The 26267-nt window shown below is 58.6% G+C and carries 22 protein-coding genes and 4 pseudogenes; 9 read left to right on the top strand and 17 right to left on the bottom strand.

What is annotated here, in order from left to right:
- Positions 1 to 132 precede the first annotated feature (132 nt).
- The 7 genes and pseudogenes from J2Y86_RS06465 to J2Y86_RS06440 all read right to left on the bottom strand — a co-directional run bounded on the left by J2Y86_RS06465 (position 133) and on the right by J2Y86_RS06440 (position 5944).
- A complete protein-coding gene (locus tag J2Y86_RS06465) occupies positions 133 to 1173 on the bottom strand; it encodes a methyl-accepting chemotaxis protein (RefSeq protein ID WP_437180681.1) in 1041 nt (346 codons plus the stop codon).
- Between the two features lie 258 nt (positions 1174 to 1431).
- A pseudogene (locus tag J2Y86_RS30370) lies at positions 1432 to 1698 on the bottom strand (PAS domain-containing protein); the annotation flags it as partial.
- A gap of 320 nt (positions 1699 to 2018) precedes the next feature.
- Positions 2019 to 2167, bottom strand: a pseudogene (locus J2Y86_RS06460) (GNAT family N-acetyltransferase); the annotation flags it as partial.
- Positions 2168 to 2194: 27 nt separating this feature from the next.
- Positions 2195 to 3229 carry a sensor histidine kinase gene (locus tag J2Y86_RS06455; RefSeq protein ID WP_253428950.1) on the bottom strand — a complete coding sequence of 345 codons (1035 nt, stop codon included), beginning with the start codon at positions 3227 to 3229 and terminating at the stop codon, positions 2195 to 2197.
- Positions 3230 to 3238: 9 nt separating this feature from the next.
- Positions 3239 to 4699, bottom strand: coding sequence for an ATPase domain-containing protein (locus J2Y86_RS06450; RefSeq protein ID WP_253428948.1), 1461 nt, complete (start codon positions 4697 to 4699; stop codon positions 3239 to 3241).
- Positions 4696 to 5130, bottom strand: a complete 435-nt coding sequence (locus J2Y86_RS06445) for a hypothetical protein (RefSeq protein ID WP_253428946.1) — start codon at positions 5128 to 5130, stop codon at positions 4696 to 4698. Before J2Y86_RS06445 ends, J2Y86_RS06450 begins: the two co-directional genes overlap by 4 nt.
- Before the next feature lie 361 nt (positions 5131 to 5491).
- Positions 5492 to 5944: a winged helix-turn-helix transcriptional regulator gene (locus tag J2Y86_RS06440; protein WP_253428944.1), complete on the bottom strand. Its 453-nt coding sequence runs from the start codon at positions 5942 to 5944 to the stop codon at positions 5492 to 5494.
- 160 nt (positions 5945 to 6104) lie between these two features.
- Here J2Y86_RS06440 and J2Y86_RS06435 point away from each other — a divergent pair, with 160 nt between their 5' ends.
- The 5 genes from J2Y86_RS06435 to J2Y86_RS06415 all read left to right on the top strand — a co-directional run bounded on the left by J2Y86_RS06435 (position 6105) and on the right by J2Y86_RS06415 (position 9602).
- Complete coding sequence (locus J2Y86_RS06435) at positions 6105 to 6740, top strand: NADPH-dependent F420 reductase (RefSeq protein WP_253428942.1); 636 nt, start codon at positions 6105 to 6107, stop codon at positions 6738 to 6740.
- 52 nt (positions 6741 to 6792) lie between these two features.
- Positions 6793 to 7758: an SDR family oxidoreductase gene (locus tag J2Y86_RS06430; RefSeq protein WP_253428940.1), complete on the top strand. Its 966-nt coding sequence runs from the start codon at positions 6793 to 6795 to the stop codon at positions 7756 to 7758.
- A gap of 173 nt (positions 7759 to 7931) precedes the next feature.
- A complete protein-coding gene (locus J2Y86_RS06425; RefSeq protein ID WP_253428938.1) occupies positions 7932 to 8552 on the top strand; it encodes an NADPH-dependent F420 reductase in 621 nt (206 codons plus the stop codon).
- Between the two features lie 90 nt (positions 8553 to 8642).
- Positions 8643 to 9059, top strand: coding sequence for a nuclear transport factor 2 family protein (locus J2Y86_RS06420; RefSeq protein WP_253428936.1), 417 nt, complete (start codon positions 8643 to 8645; stop codon positions 9057 to 9059).
- Positions 9060 to 9158: 99 nt separating this feature from the next.
- On the top strand, positions 9159 to 9602 hold the full coding sequence (locus J2Y86_RS06415; RefSeq protein WP_253428934.1) for an ester cyclase: 444 nt from the start codon (positions 9159 to 9161) through the stop codon (positions 9600 to 9602).
- Between the two features lie 126 nt (positions 9603 to 9728).
- Here J2Y86_RS06415 and J2Y86_RS06410 read toward each other — a convergent pair whose 3' ends face one another.
- Positions 9729 to 10679 carry an alpha/beta fold hydrolase gene (locus J2Y86_RS06410; RefSeq protein WP_253428932.1) on the bottom strand — a complete coding sequence of 317 codons (951 nt, stop codon included), beginning with the start codon at positions 10677 to 10679 and terminating at the stop codon, positions 9729 to 9731.
- Between the two features lie 62 nt (positions 10680 to 10741).
- Positions 10742 to 11947 (bottom strand): MFS transporter, encoded by a 1206-nt coding sequence (locus tag J2Y86_RS06405; protein WP_253428930.1) that lies wholly within the window; start codon positions 11945 to 11947, stop codon positions 10742 to 10744.
- Between the two features lie 106 nt (positions 11948 to 12053).
- On the opposite strand from J2Y86_RS06405, the gene J2Y86_RS06400 reads away from it, so the two are divergent.
- Positions 12054 to 12707: a TetR/AcrR family transcriptional regulator gene (locus tag J2Y86_RS06400; protein WP_253428928.1), complete on the top strand. Its 654-nt coding sequence runs from the start codon at positions 12054 to 12056 to the stop codon at positions 12705 to 12707.
- A gap of 233 nt (positions 12708 to 12940) precedes the next feature.
- On the opposite strand, the gene J2Y86_RS30365 is transcribed toward J2Y86_RS06400, so the two are convergent.
- Together J2Y86_RS30365 and J2Y86_RS06390 are read right to left on the bottom strand one after the other, a co-directional pair.
- Positions 12941 to 13294: a hypothetical protein gene (locus J2Y86_RS30365; RefSeq protein ID WP_437180652.1), complete on the bottom strand. Its 354-nt coding sequence runs from the start codon at positions 13292 to 13294 to the stop codon at positions 12941 to 12943.
- 196 nt (positions 13295 to 13490) lie between these two features.
- The gene (locus J2Y86_RS06390) at positions 13491 to 14417 is read right to left on the bottom strand and encodes a LysR family transcriptional regulator (RefSeq protein WP_253428926.1); all 927 of its coding nucleotides are present in this window, start codon (positions 14415 to 14417) and stop codon (positions 13491 to 13493) included.
- A gap of 153 nt (positions 14418 to 14570) precedes the next feature.
- Between J2Y86_RS06390 and J2Y86_RS06385 the strand changes: the two genes are divergently transcribed.
- Positions 14571 to 15776, top strand: coding sequence for an MFS transporter (locus J2Y86_RS06385; RefSeq protein WP_253440150.1), 1206 nt, complete (start codon positions 14571 to 14573; stop codon positions 15774 to 15776).
- 127 nt (positions 15777 to 15903) lie between these two features.
- Here the strand turns inward: J2Y86_RS06385 and J2Y86_RS06380 are convergent, their stop codons facing one another.
- The 4 genes and pseudogenes from J2Y86_RS06380 to J2Y86_RS06370 form a co-directional block, all read right to left on the bottom strand.
- Positions 15904 to 16335: a bleomycin resistance protein gene (locus J2Y86_RS06380; protein WP_253428924.1), complete on the bottom strand. Its 432-nt coding sequence runs from the start codon at positions 16333 to 16335 to the stop codon at positions 15904 to 15906.
- A 484-nt stretch (positions 16336 to 16819) separates the two neighbouring features.
- A pseudogene (locus J2Y86_RS30360) lies at positions 16820 to 17416 on the bottom strand (methyl-accepting chemotaxis protein); the annotation flags it as partial.
- 261 nt (positions 17417 to 17677) lie between these two features.
- Positions 17678 to 18727: pseudogene (locus J2Y86_RS30355) on the bottom strand (HAMP domain-containing protein); the annotation flags it as partial.
- A gap of 272 nt (positions 18728 to 18999) precedes the next feature.
- Positions 19000 to 20322, bottom strand: coding sequence for an alginate export family protein (locus J2Y86_RS06370; RefSeq protein WP_253428919.1), 1323 nt, complete (start codon positions 20320 to 20322; stop codon positions 19000 to 19002).
- A 276-nt stretch (positions 20323 to 20598) separates the two neighbouring features.
- Here J2Y86_RS06370 and J2Y86_RS06365 point away from each other — a divergent pair, with 276 nt between their 5' ends.
- Entirely contained in the window at positions 20599 to 20988 is a 390-nt protein-coding gene (locus J2Y86_RS06365; protein ID WP_253428917.1) for a c-type cytochrome, read from the top strand.
- Positions 20989 to 21035: 47 nt separating this feature from the next.
- Positions 21036 to 22526 carry an aldehyde dehydrogenase family protein gene (locus tag J2Y86_RS06360; RefSeq protein WP_253428915.1) on the top strand — a complete coding sequence of 497 codons (1491 nt, stop codon included), beginning with the start codon at positions 21036 to 21038 and terminating at the stop codon, positions 22524 to 22526.
- A gap of 1 nt (position 22527) precedes the next feature.
- Here J2Y86_RS06360 and J2Y86_RS06355 read toward each other — a convergent pair whose 3' ends face one another.
- Together J2Y86_RS06355 and J2Y86_RS06350 are read right to left on the bottom strand one after the other, a co-directional pair.
- Entirely contained in the window at positions 22528 to 24915 is a 2388-nt protein-coding gene (locus tag J2Y86_RS06355) for a DUF3772 domain-containing protein (RefSeq protein ID WP_253428913.1), read from the bottom strand.
- Positions 24916 to 25029: 114 nt separating this feature from the next.
- Positions 25030 to 26214 (bottom strand): acetyl-CoA C-acyltransferase family protein, encoded by a 1185-nt coding sequence (locus J2Y86_RS06350; RefSeq protein ID WP_253428911.1) that lies wholly within the window; start codon positions 26212 to 26214, stop codon positions 25030 to 25032.
- Positions 26215 to 26267: the final 53 nt, after the last annotated feature.

The raw sequence follows: 26267 nt of genomic DNA, 5'->3' as shown, positions 1-26267 counted from the left end.
TTTCAAGAGGTTTTTAGCTGTTTGCGGTCGATGCGTGGGCTGCAACTACTCCCCCCACCGCACCGTCAGATTTGATTGGTGCCTGGAATTTACCCCCCCCCTGGAGCGGGGTTTTTTTAAAAATTTGATGGGTTATCGGTTAAATCGCTCGACCAATGAGTACTGAGTTTTAGCGGTCTGGGTCAGTTCCTTGCTCAGCTCTGCCGAATGCCTGGCCTGTTCAGACGTCTGATCCGCCAGGTTGGCAATGGTCGTGATATTGCGGCTGATTTCCTCGGCCACGGCGGTTTGCTCCTCGGTCGCAGCGGCGATCTGGGTGGTCATGTCCGTGATGTTCGCCACCGCTTCACTGATACCGACTAATGCCTTATCTGCCTCAAGCACCCACGCCACGCCTTCTTCGGCCTGGCGTTGACCGCTTTCCATGGTTTTCACCGCGTTGCTGGATGAGACCTGCAACTTGGAAATCAGGTTATGGATTTGGATCGTGGACTCCGTCGTGCGCTGCGCCAACTGGCGCACTTCATCTGCGACCACCGCAAAGCCTCGACCCATGTCGCCCGCCCGCGCGGCTTCGATGGCGGCGTTCAGCGCCAGCAGGTTGGTCTGGTCGGCAATGCCCTTGATCACGTCAACCACCGTGCCGATTTCATTGCTGTCCTTGGCCAGCTGCGCGACGGTCAGCCCGGTTTCACCCACCACCACCGAGAGGCGCTGAATAGCTTCGCGGGTGTCCCGCGCCACGTCGCGTCCGCGTCCGGTCAACACATTGGCTTCCTGAGTAGCGTCAGCGGTGCGCTGGACGTGGCTGGCGACTTCCTGTGTGGTGGCCGCCATCTGATTGACCGCGGCCGACACCTGTTCGGTCTCGACTCGTTGGCGATCAAGCCCACGGGAACTGTCGGTGGCGAGGCTGTCGGATCGGCCGGCAAGGCCGGTCAGTTGCTCAGCCGTATCCTGCAGCCGGGTGAGGCAGGTCTTGAGACGGGAGGCCTGGCTGATAAACGCCGTTTCAAGGCGTCCCTGGGGGCCACGTCCGTCGCTGTACATTTTGGCCAGCAAAGCGTCGCAGGTGGAAGCTTCAGCCATTTCCAGCAGATGCAGCGCGCCGCGGTTTTGCCGACTCGACACCCATAGCCCGAGCGGCACCGATACCCCGACAGCCAGGATCATCGCCTCCGACATGCCGAGGAACACGCCGCCCAATGCACCCACCAGGCCCATGGTCAACACCGGCAGCCAGGCGAGCAGGGCGGGTTGCCATTGATCACTGACCGGGACGGCCGACTTACCCAGTCTGATGCGTTTATAGAGGGCTTCGGCGCGACGGATCTGTTCCGCCGTCGGCTTGACCCTGACCGATTCATAGCCCACAACCTCACGCCCCTCGAAAATCGGCGTGACGTAGGCGTTGACCCAGTAGTGGTCGCCGTTTTTCGAGCGGTTCTTGACGATGCCCATCCACGGCTTGCCAAGCTTGAGCGCGCCCCACATATGGGCAAAGACGGCGGAGGGCACGTCGGGGTGACGAACGATGTTTTGAGGCGCGCCGATCAGGTCGGACTTGTTGAAACCGCTGATTTCGACGAAGGCGTCATTGCAGTACGTGATGACGCCCCGCGCATCCGTTGTCGAGATGAGTTTTTGTTGAGGCCCAAGGGCAACCTCGCGCTGCGTAACCGGTTGGTTGTTTCTCATCTGTATTGCTCCTATGCCCTAAGGTAGGGGCATCGGCTGCAATATGAGAAAGGTTAATGAGTAATTCTAAAAGCGTAGGTCATGCGTCCGAAAAGAAGATGTGGGTCCCTAAAAGGCTACTTCCAGTCAGAATCGGCCTGATTTCTCCATTACTTAAGATCAAAAGCTTGTGGCTAAAGCCCTCCTACAATGGATTGTAGTTCCTGATGGTAGGGACTTTAGTCGCGATATTTTTGAGGGGACAGAGGGGCCGCTTTTGGCCGATTTCTGCCCATCGTGAACGGCGGCAATCGAAGCGGACGTTCACCTCCCGGCATCTCGATATTCGACTTGATCTTTTTGCCCATACTGAATCGCGGCTCGGTCGAGTAACCCAGAGATGATTCATCCCTATGCCTTTTCTGCGGTGCGACGGGTGCACCGCCACCGAGTACAGCCATCCACGATGGCCGTCGTAAGAAGGGATTACCGGGTAGTAGTGCTCCCAATACCCATGTCAAAAAAGCTGATTTTTTACCAGCGGTAGAGTCACCACAAACTCGCTTCCTTTACCGTCGCCCTCGCTCATGCCCGTCACTGTGCCGCCATGGGCTTCGACCAACTCTCGTACCACCGTCAGACCAATACCAAGGCCTGCGCCGTTGAAGCCGATTGCATGCACATCCTGTACAAATGGCTCGAAGATAAACGGCAGCGCCTGGGCGGAAATACCGATGCCGTTGTCGCGGATGCTCATCTTTAGCAGATCGGCTTTGGCCGTAACCGAAAGCATGACGCTGCCGCCAGCTGGCGTGTACTTGGCCGCGTTGCCCAGCAGGTTGCCGAGAATCTGCGTAAGTCGTACGGAATCACCTTCCACCGGGAGCGCGAACTCGGGCAGTTCGGCGGTGAAGTGCAGATGGTGAGACGTCATCAACGGGCTGCACACGTCGATGGCCTGATGGATGATCTGCACCATGTCGACGAGGTGGCAATCCAGACGCAGCTTGCCGGTACTGACACGAGAGACGTCGAGCAAATCGTCCACCAACCGAGTCATGTGTTGCACCTGACCTTCAATCAGCGCCTGCATCCTTGGCAGTTCTTCACTGGGCACCCGCACCAGCCGGCCGGCGATCATGCTGATGGGCGTCAGCGGGTTGCGCAGTTCATGGGCGACCATCGTCAGAATGTTGCGTTGTTGTTCCAGGCTATGCTCGGCCGAAGCTTGCAAGTGTTGCGCACTAAGAGCCGCCAGGATCAGTTGTTCGTTGGCTTCGCGCATCTCCAGATAGCGCTGCTGCTCCTCAGCGGAGTGCCGGGGTTTTTCCGCGTCCGACTGCGCCAACAAAATCGCCAGGACCAATTGCTGATTGGCCTCTAACAGTTGCTCGAGCTGCTGGTTCCGGGCGAGCTGGGTGTTGGCCTCGTTCAATTCCTGATTCAGCGCGGCCAGCACCGCGCGCGCCTCGACGGTTTTCTGGCCAAGCAGGAACAGCTCGCGAGCGGCCGAAGCCATCGCCAGTTCGTTCTTGCCTTTGGCCTCACTCATGATTTTTGCTCATCCGTTTTTATTGCCCAGACGCTGCCGGGTGGGACGGCCCCCGAGCAAACCTTCCTGATCCGGTAACATGTCGCCAATCTGCAAACCGTGATCGTCGATGCGGTACAGGCGCAACTCATCGGAGTGAGCGCTGGCCCGGACTTTGACCACGGCCATGATGCGCAACAAGCGGCTCTGCACTTCTATATAGCGCTGAACGATGATCGCGTCGGTGAGAAATGCCGTGCCGTAAGGACTGAAGCGCAGGTCGGTGTAGCGGTCTTCCAGCTCCGAGGTCAGCAATACACTGACGCCGACACTGGTGAGGGCGGTGACCATACGCGACAGCGATTCGCGAAAATCTTCGCGGAAGGTCGGCGCCAGCGCCAGTTCGAAGCCTGATAAAGAGTCGATCACCACGCGGGTGGCCTTCAACCGGGTGATCTCAATCAAAAGCAACTGCACGATCTCGTCGATGGACAGGTCTGGTGCGCGGCTATCCACCAGGCCCACCTGACCGCTCTGTATCAGGCCCGCGAGAGTGGCGTTCTGGGAATGATTAGGCCGTTGTTCGAACACTGCGATCACACCGGTTTCGCCATTGCGCGCACCCTCTGCGAGAAAGGTCGCGGCCAGAATGCTTTTACCCGAGCCCGACGGCCCGGCCACGAGCAACGAGTAACCACGGGGCAGGCCTCCGCCGAGCATCTCATCGAGCTGTGGCACGCCCATTTTCAGGCGCTTGATCGGGAACTCCAACGGAGCTTCAACCGGGTTGAGTGCTGCTGGCGCAAAGACCTTGATTCCCGACGTGGCGATGCGAAAGGTGTGCAGCCCGGGCAGCGTCGGTTGGCCGCGCATCTTCATGATTTCCATCTTGCGCACCATCGAGTTGCGCTGAACGCTCTGGCGCAGCCAGATGAGGCCATCGGCCACGGTGAAAATCGGGTTGGTGTCGGTTTCAGTGAAATATTCGCCAATCAGGAAGGTCGTCGCCTGCCAGGTGGTCATCAGCATGCCCAGTTGTTGAACAAACTGCGGCAGGTTGTTGTTCGGGTTGTCCTGGGTCTGGCTGGCCAGCACCACCGAACGGAACGAGTCGACGAACACGAGCGCCGGGGAATGCGTCTCCACCTCGCTGACAATACGCCGCAGCACTTCGTCGAGATTCCCGGCCAGCGTATCGGCGGCCAGGTTGATATAGCGGATCGAATGGTTGATCGCTTCGCTGTCGAAAAAGTCGAATTGCTGCTGATAACGCAGCATCTTCAGCGGCGGCTCACCCAGCACGGTAAAGAACAATGCCGGACGCTCGGGCGTTGCGAGGGCGAACATCATTTGATGCGCCAGAGTGGTCTTGCCGCAGCCAGGCGGGCCAGCGATCAGGTTGAACGAAAACTCCGGCAAACCTCCGCCCAGCACCTCGTCCAGTCCTGGCACACCGGTGGCCAGGCGGTTGATAGTCACTTTGGTGCTCATGGCGAAGTTTCCTGCGAAGGGGTGTCGCTCAAAGAAGGGGCCCACACGCCACGCAGCAAACGGGTAGTGAGCGATGGCCCGATCAGCGTGGTTAGCAACTCGTAAAAAGTCATCAGCAACGTTTCGCCGAAAAACAACGCATCGGCTTCGCTTTGCTCAACGATTACTGACTTGAGGGCAATCAGATCCAGGGCGGCCTGAACACTGTCATAGGTTCCGGCCAGGCGCGGATGATGGGAGGCGCACAGTTGAAGGCTGCGGCGATAAAGTGCGGCAACCCCTTGCTGGCCAATGATGGGCGTGAGGGCTGCGTCCATATCCCGCAATACTGAAGCTATCGCCTGTGCAATTGTTGCAATGTCAGCGTTGGGACCAACACGGTGCGCCAGAGAAGCTACGATCTGACGGCTCTCTTCGCTTAGCGTGGACATGGCTAACTGATATCTGAAGGACAGGTATTGATACTACACCCTACAGCGAGCTCCTGAGACTTAATTGGCCACAGCCTTCGAGCTACTGTCATTTATGGGGATGAATCTGCACTCAAATCTTGCCAGGCAGAGCAGTTTGAATGCGACCGAGCAAACGCTTTTGTCCACGCACTGGATTGCGTGAAGACGCGCCAGGTATCAACCCATGGCGGGAGCTTGAAGATGTCCAGAAAGCGTTTTCAAGGGGTAAGACATGACCGCTTCTGGCCAATTTCTGCCTGTCGCGAGAGGTAGGAATCGACCCAGAGCAGCCGTTCAGCGGGGTCTGTTTTCGACCCCAGGGCGGCGCTTGCCGTCTTGCTCATTCCTTGCTCTCAGGAAACATACATCCGCCATTGCGGACCAGCGCCTTCAGCTCTTCGCTCACCTGCGTGGGGCTTTCACTTAATCGGGTAACGAACTCCTCGAGGTCCCGTGCGTACGACTTCGAATCGTGCTTCGCGCTCCAAAGCACGATGTTGAGCACGATGGGAATGAGGTCCAGGCCTTTCTCTGTCAGCGTGTAAAAATCCTTGCGTCTGTCGTCGGGGTTGGGTGCCTTCGAGAGAATTCCTTGCCCCTCAAGAAAGGCAAGGCGGGAAGCAAGGACATTAGACGCGATTCCTTCTTCCGATTTCAGGAACTGGCCATACGTCTTCTTACCAACAAAAACGATGTCGCGAATGATCAAGAGCGACCACCGGTCGCCGAAAATCTCCACGCCATAGTTCACTGCGCAATGGGACCGAACGTCTTCTTTGGATGGTGTTTTCATGGCCGGATCTTAGCATTGCTTGCATGGTGCAAGTAAATTTCCGTCGCGTCACTTGCTTTTTGCAAGTGAAGCGACCAGCATGGGTCGCAGGTTGAACGCAGTCGCCGGATCGAGTCGGCGGTCCTTAAGTGATCACCCCCCATCTGTAAGGAAACTGCACATGAGCACTATCAGCATCATCGGCTCAGGTGGCATGGCCGCATCGATCGGAGGCCTTGCCGCCAAAGCCGGACACACTATCGAGGTGATGAGTCGTGACGCCGCCAAGGCGCGGGCGCTGGCCGAGCAGATCGGAGCCGGCTCTACGACAGGAACGTTCGGCGCAGCCCCGGCCGGGGATATTGTCATCCTGGCGGTTCCCTACTCAGCCGTGCTCGACGTGGTGAAGCAATACGGCGAAGAACTGGCAGGCAAGCTTCTTGTCGACATCACCAACCCCGTCGCCCCTGACTTCACAAGCTTTGTGACCCCTGAGACCAGTTTCGGCGCACAGGAAATTGCCAAAGCAGCCCCTGTCGACGCCAAAGTCGTCAAGGCGTTCAACACCCACTTCTCCCACGTCCTGGCTGCCGGTCCTGTCGAGGGCCACCCGTTGGACGTGTTCATCGCCGGGGACGACGTGCAGGCAAAGGCGCGTGTCTCGGCGTTCATCGAGAGCCTCGGACTGCGCCCGATGGACACCGGGCCGCTGATCATGGCGCGAACGCTGGAGCACGCCTGCCTGCTTTCGCTGGGCCTCATCGCCCACTCCGTCAAACACACCAACTTCTCAATCGGCGTCAGCCTTCTCGGCTGAGTGCACCTGTAGCACCACTTCTCGCATCACATCACTTACAAGGAACACCGACATGCACGTATTCGTCACTGGCGGGACCGGCCATTCCGGTCCGTACATCATCTCCGACCTCATCGCCGCCGGCCACGAGGTCACCGCTTTGGCCCGGTCGGACAGTGCGGCGGAGGCGGTCACTGCGCTCGGCGCAAAGGTGCGTCGCGGTGATCTCGATGATCTCGACGGGCTCAAGGAGGCGGCTGCAGCCGCCGACGGCGTGATCCACGTCGCGCACAGGCAAGACCTGCTTCCGGTCGGCGGGATCGACGCTGTTGCCGCAGCGGAGGTCCGGATCATGCTCGCATACGGTGATGCACTGGCTGGAACGGGAAAGCCGCTGGTCGTGTCGGGAAGCATCGGTTCGCCGACTAACGAGGGTTGGCCGGTTCCTGGGCCGCTCCAGAGCCGTCCGGCGACCGAGGAGGATCCGGCGCTTTCTCCGGCTGGCGATCAATATAAGGGCTCCCTGCGGGTTCGTAACATCGTGGAGCTTACCGTCATCGGTCTCGCAGAGCGGGGCGTGCGGTCTTCGGTCGTGCGCATTTCTGAAATCATGCACAGCTCAACCGACAAGGCCGGTTTCCTTCAGGTCCTGATCGGACAAGCAAAGGAAAAAGGCGTCGTTGGCTTCCCCGGCGACGGCTCCAACCGGTGGGCGGCAGTGCATGCCCGCGACCTCGCTACTCTGTTCCGCCTGGCGCTGGAGAAGGGGCCCGCTGGCAGATCCTGGCATGCGGTTGCCGAAGGATCTATCCCGTACCGCGAGATCGCGGAGGCCATTGGCAGCCGTCTGAACCTTCCCGCCGTGCCCATTCCTGCGGACGTAATGATGGGGCCGGGTTTCTTCGGCTTCCTCGCGAACCTGGTGACGCTGGATACCCCTGCGTCGAACGATATCACGCGCCAGACGCTCGGCTGGACACCCATGCAGCCCGGCCTGTTTGCCGATATGGACAATGGCCACTACTTCCCTGCCGCCTGAGTGAGCCGAGGCTGTTCGCCGGGTCGCAACGAGCCCGGCGAACAGCAACGTCGCGATGCCGTGATCCGTTCGACCCGCAGGGAGGCGGATGCGCCCGGCACTCACGGGATTCTAACCGGGAGAAGCCCGTTCAGAGACTGCGGGCGATGCCCCAACTCATTTGGAGATTACACATGAGCACTATCAGCATCATCGGATCAGGAGGCATGGCCGCGGCGATCGCCGGTCGGACCGCCAAAACTGGATACACCGTTGAGGTGGTCAGCCGCGACCCCGCCAAGGCGCAGGCGCTGGCCGACAAGCTCGCAGCCGGAGCGATCACAGGAACCTACGGGGCCGCGCCCGCCGGCGACATCGTCATCCTCGCCGTGCCGTACAACGGTGCGGCGTCGGTGGTGGCCGATTACGGGGACGCGCTCGACGGCAAAGTGATCATCGACATTACCAACACGGCCTCTCCGGACCTCACGGGCCTCGTCTCTCCCGCCGGCAGTTCTGGTGCGCAGGAGATCGCCAGGATCGTCCCCGCCAGCGCACATGTCGTGAAGGCATTCAACACCCTCTTCGGCCACGTCCTTGCCAAGGGCGGCCCCCTCGACGCGTTCATCGCCGCCGACAATCCGGAGGCCAAGGCACGCGTCTCGACGTTCATCGAAAGTCTCGGGCTGCGTCCGTTGGATGTCGGTGGGCTGCACATGGCCCAGACGCTTGAGGCGCTCGGCCTGATGATGATCGGCCTTGCAAAAAATGGCGCGGGCACTTGGGACATCGCCTTGAACGTCGATATTGGCTGAATCACCGACACCACGACCCTTACCGGCAGGTTCACAAGGCATTTGATTAGAACGGACGCGATCAGATGCGAGAGAAACGGAGAGATTTCGATGAACACACAAAAGAATGTCCAGGTTGTTAAGGACTTCTTTACAGCAATGGGCCGCAGCGATAGGCGAGATCTACTGGCACTGGCTTCCGAAAATATCGAATGGATCATTCCGGGCGAGGACTGGCCGCTGGCTGGCACGCATCGCGGTCACGCGGGACTGGCAGATCTGCTTCAGAAGGCTTCCGAAAAGATGGAAACATCAGTCATGGAGTTCCACGAATACGTGGCGCAGGGTGACCGGGTTCTGGTCGTTGGCTTCGCCAGGGGGAGAATCAAAGCCACGAATAAAACGTGGGAGGACGATTGGGTCTTCGCCATTACCGTTCGAAATGGAAAACTGACGAACATCCGGGAGTATATCGATACACAAGCACTGGCACGGGCCTGCGAGATAGACGCGGGCTCCGGTCCCTGATCCATCGGGATCGATACCGCACGACACTATTCACGTTTGAACAGCGGCAAAGTCTTGCCGAAGCGCCAAACAGCAGGTAACCAACTACGCGGAGGATTGATGATGCTTAACAATAAAGAAATCGTCAGAGAACTGTACGCAGCCGGGGAGGGTAGCGGGAAAGACATCGCGAAGTTTGTCTCCTTCTTCTCGGAAGAGGGATATATGTGCGACATTCCTACAGGATTGAAGTTGCGCGGGCAGGCTATTGGCGATGCGATCGACGCCTTCGCAAGTGCATTTCCTGATGTTCACCGCGAGCTATTCAACATCTATGTCGCGGAGAATGTTGTTGTCGTCGAGCTCGCCATTCGGGGGACGCATAAAGGTGAACTCACACTTGCCTCAGGGACTGTCGCTCCAACGGGCAAGGCGATAGATGTTCCATGCTGCGACGTTTTTCATCTGGAACGTGGAAAGGTTATATCCTTTAATTGCTACAACGCGGCTTCCGTAATGCAGCAACAACTTGGCCTTGCCAGTCTGCATGGAAGGCCAGTTTAGTCGAAAGTTGCTTTCACCTTATGACCGCTTCTGGCCGAAAGCCGACATTGGCCAAGCCCCGGACTCGGCCCACATCGGTGGCGGCCACGCCTCAAATAGCAGCCACCTATGCATCAAGAACATCCGTCAGTTATTCAAGAATTTGACCACCAGAGGATTCAATTCAGCGGAGCACTCCTCCGGCAACCAGTGCCCACAATTGGGCAAGACTTGGCCTTGTACATTGGTCGCGTACTCTTTCATCTGATCCACTTGAAACTGCCCCATTCCTCCGTGCCCTCCACCTCCGATTGCCAGCACGGGCATGTTCAGGGAGGTCTTCGACAGCTCGACGTTTTCAGCGACCGATTGGTTAAGCGCTCGGTAGTATTCGAACGACGCGTTCAGTGTATGGGGCTTGGCGTATGACTTGGCATAAAGATCGAGCAGCTCAGGCGTAAAGGCCTCCTTGTTGGTCGCGTGTTCTTTGATGAAGTGCGAGAGGAACAACTTTTCATGCCCTGTAATCAACTTTTCGGCCAATTGGTTGCCAGCAGCAAAGAAGCTGAAATGCCAGACCAGTGACTCTCCCTGCGGTGAGAATGCCGGGAAATCGTAAATACGCTTGTCGGGAATCGGTGCCTCCATGTACACCAGTTTCCTTATCTGACTTTGGTGGGTTACTGCCATGGGATAGGTGTTCCAGATACCGATGTCATGCGCAACCAAGTCAAACGGCTGGTTGCCGCTTAGCTGAGTCGCGAGGGCGAACAGATATTTCGAGACGTCAGTGCCGGTGTAACTGGTCTTGGGCGGTTCCGACTCGCCCAGGCCCGGTAAATCCACCGCAACGACGGTGTGAGTCTTCGCGAGTTCGGGCATCAAGCTGTGCCACTCATACCAGGCTTGACCAAATCCGTGGACCAGGTAAACCAAAGGCCCGGAACCGCCCTTCACATAGTGGAGTTTGACGCCGTCTATGGTTTTGAATTCACTCTTGAATCCCGCTGGAACAGGAAACTCTGCCGCTTGAGCCAAGCATGGCAAAGCCAGGGTGATTGCGATTGCGGCGAGGGCCAATCTAATGCGCTTTTTCATTTTATTTCTCCATCGAGTTATGACTGAAAATTACGACCATGCGCAGGCACGCTATCCGCCGCTCAATGACTGTGGATCGCCTGGGTGGTGTGCCGCTGACCTTGCGGAAAACCATGCACCCGCGCCCGAAATGCAATGGCCAGGCTGATCAATAGCAACGCCAGCAATACGCCAGGAAATGCACTTGCTCCCCATTGGCCGAGTAACACGCCACCCAGCAGTCCACCGCCGGCAATAGCGCTGTTCCAGACCACTACGTTCATGGAGAGCGCAACGTCAGAGCCCTTGCCTGCGGCATCGGCGAGTGCTGTTTGCAGCAGAGTGGCCGCGCCACCAAAGGTCAGCCCCCAAATGAAGACACCCACGTAAATGGCCGCGACGGAGCCTGAGAACACTCCGAGGAAAATCGAAACCGCGGCGAATGTTGCAAGGCTGGCCAGCACGGTTGTTCGCAGGTGCCGGTCAACCAGTCGGCCCGTTAGCCAGATGCTGGCAAGCGCCGCGACGCCAAATGTGAGCAGTACCAAATCGACGTCACTGTTCAGCCCAGCCTTGGAAACGAAGGGTGCGACATAGGTGTAAAGAATGTTGTGGGCCAGCATCCAGGTGAAGACGACAGCCAATACCGAGCGGACGCCTGGGGTGAAAAACACCTGACGTAACGGCATGCGCTGTGAGGATGATTGGCCTGGGTAATCCGGTACTTTGATCAGCACCCAAACGATCAATACCAGGGTCATGCCGGACATCAATCCAAAGGCCATGCGCCAGCCCATGAATCCACCCAGCCAGGTTCCCATCGGCACACCCAACGACAACGCGATGGGCGTACCCACCATCGCCACCGCCAATGCGCGCCCCTGCATATGTGGGGCGACCATGCGCCGTGCATAGCCCGCGATAAGGCTCCAGGCCAGCCCCGCTGAAACCCCAGCGAAAAACCGTGCAATCAGCGTCACCCAGTAATCGGAAGACAGTGCCGTGAGGGAGTTGAATGCCAGGAAGCCGACAATGGTCACCAGCAGTACCGTTCTGCGGCGCCAGCTTTGCGTGGCAATGGTCAGCGGGATTGCCGCCAGCAACGACCCCAACGCATAGACAGTCACCATCTGTCCGGCCAGAGACGCAGAGACACCCAGGCCACTGCCTATTTCGGGCAGCAAGCCCGCAGGCAAGGTCTCGGTGACAATGCAAATGAAACCCGTCATTGCCAGTGCAAGTAATGCCCCAAGCGGAAGTTTTTCGCTCTGTCGTTCATCTGTAGTCATTTGTCACCTCACATATATACCGATCGGTATAATATGGGGGGTGTGCCGCGATCTAGTCAACGACTTATATATCGATTAGTATCTAAGTGATCGAAAGGAGGTTCATATGGCACAGATGGGACGTCCACGCACCTTTGACCGTGGCGTGGCGATTACTCAGGCGATGCATTTGTTCTGGGAGCACGGCTATGACGCAACATCACTCAGCCAGCTCAAGGCAAATATCGGCGGGGGCATCACCGCACCCAGCTTCTACGCTGCATTCGGCTCAAAGCAGGCGCTGTTCAATGAGGTGATGGAACGTTATCTGAACACCCACGGCAGGGTGACCGATAGCCTGTTTGACACCACGCTCTCCCCAAGAGAGTCGATCGAACTCACGCTGCGGCGCTCCGCGAAAATGCAGTGTGAGCCCGACCACCCCGCAGGGTGCTTGGTGGCGCTGGGTCTGTTGAGTGCCTGCACGGATGAGAGCAAAGCCATCTCGCAGCCGCTGGCTGACGCCAGATCCTTGAACCGTGCCAGGATGGTGGAGTGTGTCGAACGCGCTATCGCATCCGGGGAGCTGCCAACCACGGTCGTGCCAGAGGCATTGGCCACGGTGTTTGACAGCTTTCTGTTGGGGATTTCGGTACTGGCCCGAGACGGTGTGCCCCTCAAACGGATAGATGACGCGGTGACGCAAATCATGACGTTATGGGATGCGTCGTGTATCGGTCGTCTGGCTATTAGTTTGGGCGGTCCGAAAGGGACAGCTTGATCGCGAAGACGTTCACGGCGCCGACGCCCTATTGCATTGGTCTCGCTGATCCCGTCTCGCACCACCCCGAAAGCATGTGAGATCAGGGGGCGGGGGCTGCCGGTGTTGATTCCGTACGTCGCACTATCCGGCCATCGACGTCCAGGCCTTCCCAAGGGCTGCCCTCGCTACAGGTAAACTTGAGGCGTAAAAAAGCCCGCGTTGAGCGGGCATCGGAAATCATCCGAACCAATTCAGGCACCTGATTCAGGGTCACTCGCAGGCATACCGCGAGCTTCCTTATCGTTTTCGTCCTGATCGTCCATCTGTGGGTCGGCGTCAGGGTTATCGACTCGACCGCTCTGTCCAGCTTCTGGATGCTCACTCGACATCGAGTTATTTGCATCCACGTCAGTCATGTCTTCGTCGACAGCAGCCTCGTCGTCTGGAGGCAGCGGAACTTCGCGCTCGTCCTTCTTGGGGTCATGGCCGGTTTCGTTATCCGTCGTGCGCGTTTTCGGGCTGCTGTGATTTGTTGCCAGGTGCGTTCTCGTCAATGTCCATGCTGAACCTCCGTACTGATGCGCGGGATGTCCGTGCTTGAACATGAGAAACGGTAAAGCGTTACAAGTGCAGCGCGGTGGACGAACGGAGAAGAAAAACCCGGCTCACTGGCCGGGCTTTCTCTCCTATCTCCTATCGTCTCTCATCCGCCTCTGGGTTAGTCCTCTCACCAGGATCATTTGCAGCCGACTTGAGCAGCGCACGTGGGAATGACGACCGGCAGAAAACGGCCAGAAGCGGTCATTGGGTTTTGCTAGCAGACGGCACCAAACCAGCGGCAAGTGCCTCCAATAATGCACTGACCTTGGGAAGCGCCTGACGGCTCTTTAGCCAAATCAGATTGATCGCCTGGCCATCGGTTGCCAACTGGGGAAGCACTTCAACCAATGTCCCCTCTTCAAGCTGACGTTTGATCAACCATGACGGTAACTGCGCTATCCCGCATCCCGCCGATACCGCGATTACCAGACCTTCGCCATCTCCCACAACGAACTTTGCGCCTATAGCTCTGCGTTCAATTTCGCCCGGATGCTTTCCTGAAAAACTCCAAGGGCTAACTGTTCCATCCGCCCAGCCGTAAGCGATGCACTGATGATGTTCCAAATCGCGATCGGTCACGGGTGTGCCGTGCTTACTCAAATATGCGGGAGACGCACAGAAGATATGCCACTCACTGCCCAGGTAGCGGTGCTCCAATGTGGCGGGCCAAACGTCTGAACCACCGATACGTACGACGATATCGACACCTTCCTCGATAGGGTCGATGAAACGGTCGGAAAACGAAATGTGCGGTAGCAGCAGCGCATGTTCCTGGGCAAATCGCAGAATGACCGGAAGTGCCTGCAGGCGGCCGAATGCACCTGGAAGGTCAATGCGAATCCTGCCACGAGGCTCAGTGTTTTCGGCAAGTAGGGACAGCTCAGCCTCTTCGAGCTCAGCTAGCACACCTGTACATGTGCGATAGAACGCAATCCCCGCATCCGTCAGTGACAAGCTTCGAGTTGTTCGGTGGAACAACCGAGTCCCAAGCCTGCTTTCTAATCGAGCTATCCCTTTACTGATTGCCGAAGCCGTCAGACTCATCCGCTCGGCAGCGCCTTTGAAGCTCCCGGCGTCGGCGACGCAGACGAATACATCAATGCCCTTTAAACGTTCAGAGGAAAACATGGACGCCCCGCATTCATGAATTGAGTTCTGTCGATCAGATAAAAAACATCATAAATGAGAACACAATTCCCCAGTAAGCTTGATTCGCGCATCAATCAACACTTTGCGACTGACAAACACTATCAAAACAACCTGCTGAACGATGAGGCAAGGATGCTAACCACGCTAAAAAACTATCCGACAACAATAAATTTGCTGCTATCGGCCTCCCTGATATTGACCTTGGCGCGAGCAATCACGCTGCCCTATCTGGTCATTTACCTTTCCGGCAGTTTCAGCTTAAGCGTCGCCGATATCGGCCTGGTTATAGGCAGCACACTGATCATTGGGTCGTTATTGAGTCTTTACGGTGGTTTTCTGGTCGACAAGATGTCCAGTTACCGGCTGATCCTGGCCTTCAGTGGCGTGTTCACGCTGGGGTTTCTCGGGACTTTTCTGGCTCGCGAACTTTGGCTGTTCTACAGCTGCCTGGTACTGATCAACCTGGCTTATGCGGTCATTGATATCGCGGTTAAATCAGGATTTGGCAGCCTGCTTCCCGTCACTGATCGCAGCGAAGTTTTCTCGATCAAATATACTCTGACCAACATCGGGTATGCCGTCGGCCCATTTCTTGGCGCTGGCATGGCCAAACTGGATATCAGCTTGCCATTCCTGTTATCAGCCGGGCTTGGATCAGGATTCTTCTTCATCTATTTCGTTTGGGGCAATCGAGACCTGAACGCCACCGATTCAGCTCAGAAACCAGTACCGTTTCTGGCTGTGGGCAAACTGTTACTCCAGGATTATCGGTTGGTGTGTTTCACCCTCGGTGGGCTGCTCAGTGCGGTGGTTTTTGGCCAGTTCACCGCTTATCTCTCCCAGTATCTGGTGGTCACTACTACACCAGAATCCACCTACCAGATCATCAGTACAGTTGTGGCGACCAATGCGCTGATGGTGATCAGTTTGCAATACTCCATAGGCAGGAAGATCTCTCACAGGCATCTGAATCTGTGGCTGGTCGCGGGACTGAGTATGTTCATGATGGGGTTGGCGGGTTTTGCCCTGTCAACCTCTATCCTGCTCTGGGTCATTTCCATAGCCATTTTTACGGTCGGCGAGATCATCGTATTCCCCGCCGAGTACATGTTTATCGACAAAATCGCTCCGGACAACCTGCGCGGCATGTATTACGGAGCACAAAACCTGTCCAACCTCGGCGCGGCGCTGGGGCCGGTGCTTTGCGGAATCGTATTGGCGACGCAGCCTCCCCACTACATCTTCTACATGCTCGCGCTCTTCATTTTTGCAGGTGGAATGTTTTACTTCCTGGGAGCTTCCAATTTATGCGCTACAACGGATATGAATCCTGATTGAAGGGCAGCAATGAGAAAGACGATGAGGAATCAAAAGTTCACCTTGAAAATGTCCGCTTTTGGTTCGATTTCGATCTGTCGCGACAGGCAGGAATCGACCCATAGCTGACGGTCGGCTTGGCTCAGATTCACATTGAGCAAGCCAGTCGCTCACCCAACCGCTCTACCAGCCTTACGAGATAACCGTCGGGATCCTGAACGATGAATTCGCGTTGGCCTACTTCTATATCGTCAGCCCGATACCAGGTGTCTTTGCATTCTCGATAGAGTGGACATCCAGCCTGAACAAGTTTTTGGATGATGGGTGCGACAGCCTCAACATCAATCTGTAGGTTGATGCCTCTTCCAAACGGTTTGGTCAACGGCGCAGTCAGCCATTGACCCGCGTCCGGATCAACCTGCTCAAGCATTACTTGAGCACCATTCAAATCAAGGTAAGCAAATCCGTCATCCGGACGTTGATAAGCTACTTTGAACCCCAGACGAGAAACCCAAAAAGCCAGGCTGCTATCCAGGTTGGTGACCATTAACTCCGGAACCAGTTTGTTACGTTCGAACATGAGATGACTTCCATTTCAAAATGCTTGTTTTTGTGGGCGGGCAGGTTCTGCACCTACGGCTTCGCTGCCAAGGCGGAATCGTGGTGAGCATGATGATGCACGGTCGGGTGGGAATTATCGAGTCGCGTTGAGTGGCAGCTTTTGGCCGTTTGCTGCCCGTCGCAGATCCATCTGAAGATGATGCCGTGCGGACATGCGGACAGACCTCTGCCAATTACTGCCTGTCACCAAGGGCGAGAATCACCCGGTGGTGGCTTATCGGTGTTGAAAAAAAGTAGGAGCAGAAAATCTTCGATAGAGGAGGGTGACCGCCCGCAACATCAAAGAATTTCTGCTCCTACGAAGCTTGTAAAACAAGACTCAGCGGTATTCGCCCGGTAAATCTGGCCGCGTGCCGTTTCGCGGTTCGTTGATCTGCAACGGCCTGACTGCGCCCGATAATGGACAATCAAGGCGACCGGCAAAACCACAGACATCACAAATCCTAGGTCCGAAAACTGCCCACTAACTGATTCAACCTTCTAGCCTGTTGCTCCAGCTCGGTACAAGCTCGCAATGTCGACTGCAAGTTCTCCACCCCTTGCTGGTTCAGGGTGTTGATCCTTGTGATATCGACGTTCAACGCCTCGACCACCGCGGTCTGTTCCTCGGTGGCGGCGGCGACGGATTGGTTGACGATGTCGATCTCGCCGATGCGCTGGGTCACGCTGTCCAGGCGGGAGCCAGCGAGGTTGGCGATGCTGACGCTTTCTTCGCTGTGGCGCTGGCTCTCGGTCATGGTGGTGACCGACTCCCGTGCGCCCACCTGCAACTCCTCGATCATCTGCTGGATCTCCAGCGTCGAGGTCTGGGTGCGCCCGGCCAGGCTACGCACTTCGTCAGCGACAACGGCGAAACCGCGGCCCGCTTCACCGGCCCGCGCCGCTTCAATCGCCGCGTTGAGCGCCAGCAGGTTGGTCTGCTGGGAGATGCCCTTGATCACTTCGAGGATCTGCCCGATGTTCACGGTCTTGTCGTTCAGCGCTTCGATATTGGCGCACGATTCACTGATTTTGCCGGACAGATCGTTCATCACCTCGATCGTGCGCTGCACCACCTGGCGACCATCCTCGGTTTGCTGCCGTGCTGACGAAGCCTGTTGCGAGGCATCGGAGGCGTTAAGGGCTATCTCCTGTGCCGCCGCGCCGAGCTGGTTGATCGCCGCCGCCACGCTGTTGGTGCGGCTGGACTGATCGTCGAAGTTGCTCAGCGATGAGTTCGAGGCATCCAGTACACGGCGGGCGCCTTCGTTGACGCCTTGGGCCGCTGACGACACTTCGCGGATCGACTTGTGAATGCGTTCGACAAAGCGGTTGAAGGCGGTGGCCAACTGGCCGATCTCATCCCGCGATTGCACTTGCAGGCGTCGGGTCAAGTCGCCTTCGCCGAGGGAAATGTCTTCCATGACCCGCGTCAGCACCAGCAGCGGCCGGGTGATGCGTTGCGCGGTGTACCAGATCAGCAGTAGGCCGAGCAGGGCCGAGCCGCCACCGAGCAGCAGTTCCAGCGCAGTGCTTTGCACGCCTTGCGCATCCAGTTCGTTTTGCAGCGTGGTGACAGGCGCGAGCAGCACCTCCTGCGGCACGCCGACCAGAACGCCCCACGGCACTGCACCGGCAATCGGCGCCAGCGGTTCGAGGACGTTGATCTGTTGCCGGTCGGCGAACACCTTCGGCGAACCCTGACGCAAGGTGTCCATCACCTCGGCATTCTCCAGCGGTTGTCCGAGGCGAGTGACGTCCTGGCTGTTGGCGGAGATCACGCCACGGGGGCTGACGATGCTGATCTGCCCGTTGCCATCGAACAGTTGAAGCGCGCTGGCTACGCTGTTCTGTTGCAGGGCGGCGAGGTTGATGTCGAGGCCGACGACGGCGATGACTTTGTCGTTGTCCATCAACGGAAACGCGATGCTGGTCACCAGTTTGCGGCTGCCGGACGCCTCATCGAAATACGGCTCCAGCACGCAGGCTTTGCGGCTGTCGCGGGCGCAGGTGTAGAAGGCGTTGTACGGCGCACCGCTGGGACCGGGTGAGGTGTTGGCGAGCAGAGCTTCGTCGCCGATCACGGCTTGCAGCTCACCGGGTTTGCTTTGCACCCAGTACTGGGAAAAGCGCCCGGTTTCGTTACTGCCCATGCTGGCCTGATTGACGAAGCTGGCGTCGGCGCCGTCCAGGGCATCGGGTTCGAAAATGACATAAAGCCCGAGCAGGTCGGGCTTGTCGATCAGGGCCTGATGCAGCTGGGTACTCAGCGCCTGGCGCAGTTGTGGGCGGGTCAGGTTGCCCTCGTGTTGCAACTGCCTGAGGTAAAGCAGATAGCGCGACAACCCTTGGCCATATTCGTGAGTCTGCATGAAGGTGCGCTGCACCTGCATCGCCTGCACTTTGCCCAGCGCCTGCATGTGTTCCCTGGCGGCGTTGGCGAGCATTTCGCTGCTGGCCCGGGCCACTTGCTGGCTGCTTTGATGGGTCTGGTACAGCGACAACCCCATTAGCAAACCCACCACCAGCAGCAGGCAGAGGCCGGCGAGCAGGGCGATCTTGCTCTGAATCGTCAGGAATTTCTTGTGCATTGGAAAGGCCCTTTTCCATCGGGGCAGCGGATGCGCCACTGCCCCGGTCTGGCTTAGAAAGTGGTAGCGAAAATCACCTGGCTGTAGAGGTTTCTGTCGTTGTTGCCCAACTGTGTACCGCCCTGATCGGCGCTCTTGTCTGGCTGGAACAGACCGATCAGCGGCATCACGCTCAGGTGTTCGTTGACGTGCCATTCGGCGTACAGATCAACCTCGTGACCATCGGTATTGCCGAGGTTGCGGTCGATGGTGTCGAAGTTGAAGTACAGGGCGCCCACCGTCAGGTTCTCCAGTGGCGAGACCGTGAACTTGACGTTCTGGATGCGCGAGTTGGCGTTGAACGGACCGGCGTAGTTGCCCGCCACTTCACCCTGGAACCAGGTGCCGAAGCCACGGCTGAAACCGTAGAACAGCGTGTCATAGCCTTCCGAGAAACGGCTGTAGCGGTAGCTGGCATACGGCGACCAGGCCACGTCGGAAAAGGTCCAGCCGGCTTCGAGGTACCAGGCGTCTTCGGTCGAGGTGTGAGGCTTGTCCTGTTTGGCGTATTCGCCGGAGAGGAACAGGTCCTTGACCCCGGCATTGCCGGTAGCGCGCAGGCTGTAGGTTTTCATGCCGTCGCGTTCGAGTTGAATCGGCGAGGCGTACTGTTCGTCGATATCGGTGGTGTCGATGTACGTCAAACCGACGGTGCCGACGTCGGACACGTGTTCCAGGGTGCCGACATACATCTCGGTCATGGCTTGTGCGCGGTTGTCCGATTTCAACCACATCAGGTCGCCACGCCAACCTTCCTTGCCCCCGATGCGCAACACGGCCGTCTCGTCGAATGCTTTGCGCGCGGCCAGCCAGTAGGCGCCTCCGCGGTCGAATTCGCCGTCGGCCAGGCCGTTACCCAGGTTGAGCGCGTCACCATTGATCAGGAAGCCATCACCGACCACGATGTTTTGACGACCGAAGGACAGGTCGACGCCATCCTCGCCGAGCACGCCGAACAGCTTGCCCGAACGCCAGCCGAGGTAGGCGTCCTCGAACCTGGTGGTGCGTTCCGACCCATCGGTGAAGCCCGCGGCATCGCCGTCGCCCCAGGTCCCGGAGCTGAGCAGGTTCGCCGCGCCGTACGCGGTGCCCACACCGGCCAAGCCCTTGTCGAAGCTCAAGCCATATTTGATGTAGCCCTCGCGCCACGACGAGCTGCCTTCATTCAGGCGACCGGACAGGGCGTAGTTTTCCTGGCTGTGGAAAATGCCGAATACCGCTTCCAGCGTGGCGTTCAGGTGACTGTCGTCATCGGCGTAGAGTTCGTACGCGCTGGCCTGGCCCGCACTGATCATCAGCGCGAGGGTAGAGAGACGAAGCAAGGGGGACTTGAGCATGGTGTGGCATCCGTTCTTGTTCTTGAGCGCAGGTTTGCGGTCTTTTTCGATACTAAGGCGCGGAACTTTTCCGGCCTTTTGTGTGGTTGCCAAAGAGTTGGTTGTGCTTGCCAAAATGCCCGGTTTGGCAGCCCCGCCAATACGACTGGCACGCAGGGCAAAACCTGCGCGTCACTGACCGCCGACAATCCGTCTCAACCCTGCCGATGCACAGCTGCGTCGGCGCTCCCGTGTTGCCGCTCCATTGACGAGCGCGGATTTCAAGGTCGTTTTCTTATGGTCACCTCGCTGCGTTTGCTGCTTACCGGTTTGCTCTCGATCACCCTGGCGCAGGCCGCGCTGGCCGCTGAATGCACACCTGATCAGGGGCATGGCGCCCAGGTCTTCGCCAATGAATGCGCGGTCTGCCATTCGGTGACCAAGGGCATGACAGGGATGATGGGACCGAACCTGGCGGGGGTGGTCGGGCGCAAATCCGGCTCGCTGGAAGGCTTCAATTATTCCCAGGCCATGCGCAGCAAAGACATCGACTGGCAGGCCGAGAACATCGCGCAACTCATCGCTCAACCCCAGGCGTTCGTGCCGGGGACCTACATGCCCTACATGGGCCTGGCCTCCGCGGACGATCGCCAGGCGGTCGTGTGTTTCCTCAAAGAACAACAGTAATCAGCCCGTTATCCGGTTGAACAACGCGTCTGAACCAAAGGTGATTTATGAGCAACGTTGAAATCCTGCCGCAGGTTGCTGCATTTCTTGACCGCCGCCATGGCTGCTTCATTGACGGCCAGTGGGTGTTCGCCGAAGGGCCGCGCATTGCCGTGGTCAACCCGGCCACCGGGCAAACCCTGTGCGAAACCCTCGACGCGCCGCTGGACGTGGTCGAGCAAGCCGTGCAGTCGTCCCACAAAGCCTTCAAGTCCGGCGTGTGGTCAGGGCTGCGTCCGGCAGACCGTGAACGTATCCTGCTGAACTTCACTGCGCTGGTAGAAGCGCATGCCGAAGAGCTGGCGCAGCTGGAAACCCTGAGCCAGGGCAAGTCGATCAACATGTCCCGCGGACTGGATCTGAATGCCACCGTGGAGTTCATGCGCTACATGTCCGGCTGGGCGACCAAGATCGAAGGGCAGACCTTTGATGTGTCGATTCCACTACCGCCGGGTGCGAAATTCACCGCGTTCACCAAGCGTGAACCGGTGGGCGTGGTGGTCGGGATTGTGCCGTGGAACTTCCCGCTGTTGATTGCTGCCTGGAAGTTGATGCCGGCGCTGGCCACCGGTTGCACGGTGATCATCAAACCGGCGATGGAAACCCCGCTGACCGCCATGCGTCTGGCCGAACTGGCACTGGAAGCGGGCATTCCGGCGGGCGTGTTCAACGTCGTCACCGGCGGCGGCGCCAATGTCGGTGGTGTGCTGACGGCGCATCCACTGGTGAGCAAAGTGTCCTTCACCGGTTCCACGGCGGTGGGCAAAAGCGTCGGCGTGGCGTGCATGGAAAACATGACGCGATTCTCGCTGGAACTGGGCGGCAAAAACCCGATGATCGTGCTGGCCGATGCCGACATCGAAAAAGCCGTCCAGGGTGCAATCCTCGGTGGTCTGCTGAACAACGGTCAGGTCTGCGCGGCGGCTTCGCGCTTCTACGTGCATCGTTCGATCCACGATCAATTCGTTGAAGCACTCGCCGCCGCCGTATCGGCGATGCCCATCGGTGCTGGCATGAACGGCGAAGCGGCGATCAACCCGCTGGTCTCGCGCAAGCAGCAGCAAAGCGTGCTCAAGCACATCGAACTGGCGCGCCGCGAAGGCGCACGGGTGGTGTCCGGTGGCGAGTTGCTGGAAGGCGAGGGCTTCTATGTGCAGCCGACCATTCTGGCCGACATCGACCACAGCATGGCCGTGGCCCGCGAAGAGGTGTTCGGGCCGGTGCTCGGGGTGATGCCGTTTGACGATGAAGACGCCGTGATCGCCCTGGCCAACGACAATCGCTACGGCCTGGCCGCGAGCCTGTGGACCAACGACCTCGGCAAAGCCATGAACCTGGTGCCGCGCATCGAAGCAGGCACCGTGTGGGTCAACGCCCACGTGCTGCTCGACCCGGCGATGCCGTTTGGTGGCGTCAAGCAATCCGGCATGGGCCGCGAGTTCGGGCGTGCGGTGATCGAGGCTTACACCGAGCTGAAATCAGTGTGCATCGCCCACTGATTCACACCGCGGGTGCCGGCTTCGCCAGTTCGATACCCGCGGCACCCAGGCGCTTAAGGATTTCAAACAGCAAGTCGCTTTTGGTCACGCCGACAATTCGCGGGCTGCCGACATAGCCGGTGATGGTCAGCGTGATGCCTTCGGGCGTCAGTTTGCTGAAGCGCACCACCGGTGCCGGTTTGTCGAGAATGGTCTCGTGCTCGCAGTAGGTGTTGTAGAGCAGGTCTTTCACCTGTTCGGGGTCGATGTCCAAAGGGAAGGTCAGTTCGAGCGTCGCCACCCCTTGGGCGCTACCGCCCAGGGTCACGTTGCGCAGGTTCTGCGAGATCAACTGCGAGTTCGGGACGATGACAATCGAGCGGTCACTGAGCTGGATTTCGGTGGCTCTCACGTTGATCCGGCGGATGTCGCCTTCGACTCCGCTGATGCTGATCAGGTCGCCGACTTTCACCGGGCGTTCGGTCAGCAGGATCAGGCCGGACACGAAATTCTTGACGATCTCCTGCAAGCCAAAGCCAATCCCCACCGACAGCGCGCTGACGATCCAGGCCAGGTTGGTCCACTGTACGCCCAACGATGACAGCGTCATCAGGATTACCAACGCATAGCCGATGTTGGCGAACAACGTGGTCAGCGAGGCCCGCATGCCCGGGTCCATTTGGGTCTTCGGCAGGAGCTCCTTGTCCAGCCATCGGCCCAGCGTGCGTATCAGGTAGATGCCGATCAACAAGGCCAGTGCGGCATTGAGCAGGTGACCCGGGATGATGTTCAGTTTGCGCAACCCGGCGCCGCCGAGGATGGAAAAGACATTGGCGAGCAACTGCCCCAGGGTCGTGCCAACCCCCCCGACAAACAGGGTGACGATCGCCAGCAGCAACAGAGCGGCCCGGCCGACCCCCGACAGAATGGTCGAGATCTGCTCCAGGCGCCGATCTTCAATGCCCAGCAGTTGTTTCAGCGACTTGCCGCTGGAGCTTTTGACCGAGAACAGGTATTCGCAGGCATCCTTGAAGCATTGCATCAGCACGTAAAAACCGCAGAGCACGAGGAATCCCCAGACCAGTTCATACGTGATGAACCGGGCCAGGGACACGTAGCCCGTCAACAGAGATAACAGCGTTATCACCATCGAGAGGGTGGCGATTGTGTAAAGCACGCCAGCCATCGTCCTGCCTGCTTCAGGCGCTTCTCCAGCGACCACGACGGCTCTTCGGACCTTACCGGTGCGCAACAACATGTCCAGCAGGACAAAACAAATCATCAACGCAACGATGCCTCGACCGGCGATCACCACTTCGCTGCTCATCCCGGTCGCGTTGATGATCTGGTTCATCGTCACCAGAACCAACAGCACGACGGCCAGCATTCGGGGGTAAGGTTTCAGTGACAGCGCCACGGGGTCGGCGAGCGCCGGCAGACGCCAGGACGGGTGCTTCGTGGATAACAGGGCGCGACTCAGCGAGGTGATCAGGACGCAGGTGTAGGCGACTTTTTCGAACTCCTGGGAAAAGGTGGTCAGCATCGGCGTCAGTGGAGTATGGCGTGTGAAGGTGTAAAACAGCAGTTGCAGGGCGACGCCGACGGTCAATACGGTGGCCAGCACAGAGGCCAGCGCGAGGGAGCTTCGGCGCAGTCGTCCTTCCGGCATCCGGTGAATGCACAGCCAGGTCAACACTCGTTCGGCGAGCCGGCGACCGAGCGTCCAGATGAGCAGGGCCAGTAGCAACAGTGCGCTGGTGGCGAGGCGCTGGCCCGGTTGCCAGGCCGCTCTGGTGACCTCCGTCGCCTGATCGAAGAACGTTCTGAAGCGCAGCCGATCGTCCATCGAAGGAGCCAGGACCGGTGACCAGAAGTCGGGGTTCAGGATGCTTCGGGTGCTCAGGGTCAGTTCGCTTTCCAGCAGGTTGCGACGGATACCGGAGATCTGGCTGATGAGGTCGGTGGCATTCGTTTTCAGCGCGGCCAGGGTTTTCAGGGTGGCGTCGACTTTGTTTTTCTGTTCGGTGAGCGCGGTTCTCTGCGCGGTGATATCGGATTGTTCGGTCGCAGCGTCATCGAGGGGGATGGGCCCCAACACGCCCAGTTGTGCGCGCAGTTGAGTTTGTTGTGGAAGTATTGAGGCGGTGAGGCGATCGACATCCAGCATGAACATCTGGACCAGGTCCTGCGGACCCTCCAGCTGGTTGAAGTTATCGACCAGCGAAATCTGCTGTTTGAGGCTGTCGAGCCGGATTTGCAGTGCCTGGAGATCACTTGGGGAAACGGTGAGGGGCGCGGCTCCCGCCTTGGGCGTTGAAATCTCTGGAGTGTCGGCCGCCAACAGCATTCCGGGTCCCGCCCCGAAAAGCGTGAAAGCGACGAAAATCATGGCTTTCAGTGCATGACGCATAGGAGTGTCCGACTCTGTTGTTAGTCATTCAGCCTATGAGGTTAGGTCATCAGGTAAACCTTCGAGGAATAGTTTGGTCGCCTGCCCCCACTGAGAGGGGGCAGGGTGGGCGTGTCAGACGCGTTCGAACAACACGGCGATGCCCTGGCCGCCGCCGATGCACATGGTTGCCAGGGCATAACGGCCCTGGACGCGGTGCAGTTCGTGAATGGCTTTGGTGGCGATAATCGCACCGGTGGCGCCCACCGGGTGGCCCAGCGAGATGCCCGAACCGTTGGGGTTGACCTTTTCCGGGTCGAAACCCAGTTCCTGGGCCACGGCACAGGCTTGCGCGGCGAAGGCTTCGTTCGATTCGATGACGTCGAGGTCGGCGACGGTCAGGCCGGCTTTTTTGAGCACCAGGCGGGTGGCGGGAATCGGACCGAGTCCCATCAATTCAGGTTCGACCCCGGCGTGAGCGTAGCCGACCAGCCGGGCCATTGGCTTGAGGCCTTGGGCACGCACCATTTCACCGGTGGCCATGATCAACGCGCCCGCGCCGTCATTCAGGCCGGAGGCGTTGCCGGCGGTGACGCTGCCGTCTTTTTTGAAGGCCGGTTTCATCTTGGCCAATTGCTCGGCATTGACCTCGGCGCGCACGTGTTCGTCGGTCGTAAAGGTCACGGTGCCTTTGCGCGACGCCACTTCGATCGGCACGATCTGACCGTCGAAGCGGCCTTCGGCGATTGCCCGTGCGGCGCGCTGCTGGCTGATCATGGCCAGTTCATCCTGGGCCTGACGCGTGATGCCGTAACGCTCGGCGATGTTTTCCGCGGTGATGCCCATGTGGAAACCGGCAAACGGGTCTTGCAGCACGCCGAGCATGTAGTCGATGGCTTGCATGTCGCCCATGCGGGCGCCCCAACGTGCTTGCGGCAACAGATAAGCGCCACGGCTCATGGACTCGACGCCACCGGCCAGCGCCGCGCCCGCATCACCCAACATCAGGCTTTGCGCGGCACTGACAATCGCCTGCAAACCGGAACCGCAGAGGCGGTTGACGTTGAAGGCCGGCGTCTCTTTCGGTAGCCCGGCGTTCATCGCCACCGCCCGGGAAATGTAGGCGTCACGGGCTTCGGTCGGGATCACATGGCCCATCACCGCATGGCCAATGTGTTCCGGCGCCAGGCCGGAGCGCTCGATGGCGGCGCGGCAGACGTCGGTCGCCAGTTGAATCGGCGGCACATCCTTGAGCGAGCCGCCGAAGCTGCCGATGGCGGAGCGGACGGCGCTGATAACGAAAATGTCGGATGGGTTCATGAGGGTTTTCCCTGGTTCAGTCGGGTGCGCGTTTGGCGCTGTTATTGGGGGAA

Source organism: Pseudomonas migulae (assembly GCF_024169315.1).
Classification (GTDB): Bacteria; Pseudomonadota; Gammaproteobacteria; order Pseudomonadales; family Pseudomonadaceae; genus Aquipseudomonas; species Aquipseudomonas migulae_B.
Note: the sequence above shows the minus strand (reverse complement) of the source record. Positions and strands in the feature narration are given on the sequence as shown.

Coding starts and splice junctions, on each gene's coding strand:
- J2Y86_RS06465 (WP_437180681.1), bottom strand. CDS start 1,173: ATGATCCTGGCTGTCGGGGTATCGGTGCCGCTCGGGCTATGGGTGTCG.
- J2Y86_RS06455 (WP_253428950.1), bottom strand. CDS start 3,229: ATGAGTGAGGCCAAAGGCAAGAACGAACTGGCGATGGCTTCGGCCGCT.
- J2Y86_RS06450 (WP_253428948.1), bottom strand. CDS start 4,699: ATGAGCACCAAAGTGACTATCAACCGCCTGGCCACCGGTGTGCCAGGA.
- J2Y86_RS06445 (WP_253428946.1), bottom strand. CDS start 5,130: ATGTCCACGCTAAGCGAAGAGAGCCGTCAGATCGTAGCTTCTCTGGCG.
- J2Y86_RS06440 (WP_253428944.1), bottom strand. CDS start 5,944: ATGAAAACACCATCCAAAGAAGACGTTCGGTCCCATTGCGCAGTGAAC.
- J2Y86_RS06435 (WP_253428942.1), top strand. CDS start 6,105: ATGAGCACTATCAGCATCATCGGCTCAGGTGGCATGGCCGCATCGATC.
- J2Y86_RS06430 (WP_253428940.1), top strand. CDS start 6,793: ATGCACGTATTCGTCACTGGCGGGACCGGCCATTCCGGTCCGTACATC.
- J2Y86_RS06425 (WP_253428938.1), top strand. CDS start 7,932: ATGAGCACTATCAGCATCATCGGATCAGGAGGCATGGCCGCGGCGATC.
- J2Y86_RS06420 (WP_253428936.1), top strand. CDS start 8,643: ATGAACACACAAAAGAATGTCCAGGTTGTTAAGGACTTCTTTACAGCA.
- J2Y86_RS06415 (WP_253428934.1), top strand. CDS start 9,159: ATGATGCTTAACAATAAAGAAATCGTCAGAGAACTGTACGCAGCCGGG.
- J2Y86_RS06410 (WP_253428932.1), bottom strand. CDS start 10,679: ATGAAAAAGCGCATTAGATTGGCCCTCGCCGCAATCGCAATCACCCTG.
- J2Y86_RS06405 (WP_253428930.1), bottom strand. CDS start 11,947: ATGACTACAGATGAACGACAGAGCGAAAAACTTCCGCTTGGGGCATTA.
- J2Y86_RS06400 (WP_253428928.1), top strand. CDS start 12,054: ATGGCACAGATGGGACGTCCACGCACCTTTGACCGTGGCGTGGCGATT.
- J2Y86_RS30365 (WP_437180652.1), bottom strand. CDS start 13,294: ATGTTCAAGCACGGACATCCCGCGCATCAGTACGGAGGTTCAGCATGG.
- J2Y86_RS06390 (WP_253428926.1), bottom strand. CDS start 14,417: ATGTTTTCCTCTGAACGTTTAAAGGGCATTGATGTATTCGTCTGCGTC.
- J2Y86_RS06385 (WP_253440150.1), top strand. CDS start 14,571: ATGCTAACCACGCTAAAAAACTATCCGACAACAATAAATTTGCTGCTA.
- J2Y86_RS06380 (WP_253428924.1), bottom strand. CDS start 16,335: ATGTTCGAACGTAACAAACTGGTTCCGGAGTTAATGGTCACCAACCTG.
- J2Y86_RS06370 (WP_253428919.1), bottom strand. CDS start 20,322: ATGCTCAAGTCCCCCTTGCTTCGTCTCTCTACCCTCGCGCTGATGATC.
- J2Y86_RS06365 (WP_253428917.1), top strand. CDS start 20,599: ATGGTCACCTCGCTGCGTTTGCTGCTTACCGGTTTGCTCTCGATCACC.
- J2Y86_RS06360 (WP_253428915.1), top strand. CDS start 21,036: ATGAGCAACGTTGAAATCCTGCCGCAGGTTGCTGCATTTCTTGACCGC.
- J2Y86_RS06355 (WP_253428913.1), bottom strand. CDS start 24,915: ATGCGTCATGCACTGAAAGCCATGATTTTCGTCGCTTTCACGCTTTTC.
- J2Y86_RS06350 (WP_253428911.1), bottom strand. CDS start 26,214: ATGAACCCATCCGACATTTTCGTTATCAGCGCCGTCCGCTCCGCCATC.